The 2,263-nt window shown below is 53.0% G+C and carries 2 protein-coding genes; both read left to right on the top strand.

Going from position 1 to position 2,263, the window contains the following annotated elements:
- Positions 1 to 140: 140 nt before the first annotated feature.
- On the top strand, positions 141 to 1,451 hold the full coding sequence (locus OB03_RS14450; protein ID WP_461344624.1) for a site-specific DNA-methyltransferase: 1,311 nt from the start codon (positions 141 to 143) through the stop codon (positions 1,449 to 1,451).
- The gene (locus OB03_RS14445; protein ID WP_461344623.1) at positions 1,448 to 2,215 is read left to right on the top strand and encodes a DUF5681 domain-containing protein; all 768 of its coding nucleotides are present in this window, start codon (positions 1,448 to 1,450) and stop codon (positions 2,213 to 2,215) included. Before OB03_RS14450 ends, OB03_RS14445 begins: the two co-directional genes overlap by 4 nt.
- Positions 2,216 to 2,263: the final 48 nt, after the last annotated feature.

The following is a 2,263-nucleotide window of genomic DNA, read 5'->3' as shown; positions in this document are numbered from 1 at the left end:
GCCCCTACTGATCCGAGCCCGGCTTGGCCGAGCGGGACACCTGCACTAACGCTCAGATTGCAGCGCTAGTCCACTCTATAGCCGCACTTAAAAACCGATGGTATTTATTTTAAGCCGGGCATCTTGTATAAGATGATCTTATGCAAGATATCCAGTACCTCCCCCCCGCCAACCTTAAACCGTACTCAGGAAACGCCCGTACCCATTCTAAAAAACAGGTGCGTCAGATCGCAGATAGCATTCAGCGCTTCGGTTTTAACAATCCCGTCCTCATAAGCGACAACAACGAAATCATCGCGGGACATGGCCGCGTCAAAGCGGCTGAAAGTCTGGGTTTGACCAGTGTGCCCACTTTGCGCCTCTCGCACCTCTCGGCCGAAGAGCGTCGCGCCTATATATTGGCCGATAACAAACTAGCCTTAAACGCAGGCTGGGATCAGCAACTCCTAGCCATTGAGCTTGAGGCGCTCATCGATCTGGATTTTGACGTCACCCTGACGGGGTTTTCCTTGGCCGAGGTGGACCTGACCTTGGATCTTGCGCGTGAAAGTGATCCAGCCTCCGCATCTACGGCTGAAGATCAGATCCCGCGACTGTCTCATACCGCGATAACGCGTAGAGGCGATGTCTGGCAGCTAGGGCGTCATCGGCTCATCTGTGGGGATGCGCGCGAGCCCAGCGATTATGACAAGCTGCTCTCAAGCGAGCAGGTCGATCTGATCTTCACAGATCCGCCATACAATGTTCCGATTGACGGGCATGTATGTGGAGCTGGTAGCATTCATCACCGTGAGTTTGCCATGGCTTCAGGTGAAATGAGTCCAGCGGCCTTCACGGCTTTCCTGACCGAAAGCCTCAAGCCCATGGCCGATCGGTGTCGTGACGGGGCGATTGCCTTTGTCTGCATGGACTGGCGTCACATTCGCGAGTTGATGGACGCGGGATCTTCTGTCTTCACCGAACTTAAGAACCTCTGCGTTTGGAACAAAACCAATGGTGGGATGGGCACCTTCTACCGCTCTAAGCACGAACTGATATTCGTTTATAAGATTGGCACAGCCCCTCATACCAACACCTTCGGTTTAGGAGACACTGGGCGATATCGCACCAATGTCTGGGATTATGCCGGGATCAGCAGCATCAGCCCTGATCGTACCGAGGCATTAGAGATGCATCCGACCGTCAAGCCCACAGCCCTTGTGGCTGACGCCATCAAGGATTGTTCAAAGCGTGGCGATATCATTTTGGATGGGTTTGGTGGATCCGGCACGACCTTGATCGCCGCCGAGAGCTGCGGGCGAACAGCGCGCCTCATCGAGTACGACCCTCATTATTGCGACGTCATCGTCTGTCGCTTTGAGCAATTGACTGGCAAGAAAGCTATGCGGCTCGAAGACGGAAAAACCTTCGATGAGTTACGAGACGTAGAAGTGCTGCAGGCGGTGTCATGAGCAAGTCATCACCAGCCGTCGGTTACGGGCAACCGCCAGAACATAGTCGCTTCAAAAAGGGCCAGTCTGGAAACCCCGCCGGACGACCCCGCAAGAAAAAGAGCCCTAAACGTCAGACGGCAACTGGGCCGAGCCTTTATGACATGGTTCTTATCGAGGCGAGCCGTCCTATCCAACTACAAGAAAATGGACAGATCGTAGAGCTTCCTATGATTCAAGCCGTAATCCGCAGCCTGGGTGTGTCGGCCGTCAAGGGAAGCCACAGGTCGCAGATCGCATTGGCCAACCTTGTGAAGTCCGCTCAGGACAAAGAGTATGAAAACCGTTTTGACCTGTTCAAAACCTTTTACGAGTACAAGCGGCACTGGGATGAAGAGTTTGCTCGTTGCGATGCAACTGGCGTGCCTCGCCCAGATCCGGTCCCTCATCCTCACGACATCCAAATCAATCATCGCACCATGGAAGTCATCTTTAATGGTCCCGAAACGCCCGATGACAAGCGAAAATGGGATGAAGGGGAGATCCGTATTCAGCAAAGCATTAAGGAAGTAGCTGAGCTTCAGAAGATAAAAGAAGAAGCTTCCGACGCGCGAGTACGCGAGATCGTCGAAGCCGATATTGAGGATAAAAAATATTTATTGGAAGTGATCAGGTGCACTTACCCGAACGAAGACATACGCCGAAAGCCTGACTTTAATCTTTCAGAGTGGCGAAAAGTGAAGTTAGACAGGCTTAAGGTGCGTAAGAAGGAGATGTCGCGTTGACTAGACGGGTCAGGCCTACGCATTCGTAATGCGGGGGTCACGTGTTCG

The organism is Brevundimonas sp. GN22 (genome assembly GCF_054824005.1).
Note: the sequence above shows the minus strand (reverse complement) of the source record. Positions and strands in the feature narration are given on the sequence as shown.

Bases quoted from the DNA above. Each gene is read 5' to 3' on its own strand.
- OB03_RS14450 (WP_461344624.1), top strand. From the start codon at position 141: ATGCAAGATATCCAGTACCTCCCCCCCGCCAACCTTAAACCGTACTCA.
- OB03_RS14445 (WP_461344623.1), top strand. From the start codon at position 1,448: ATGAGCAAGTCATCACCAGCCGTCGGTTACGGGCAACCGCCAGAACAT.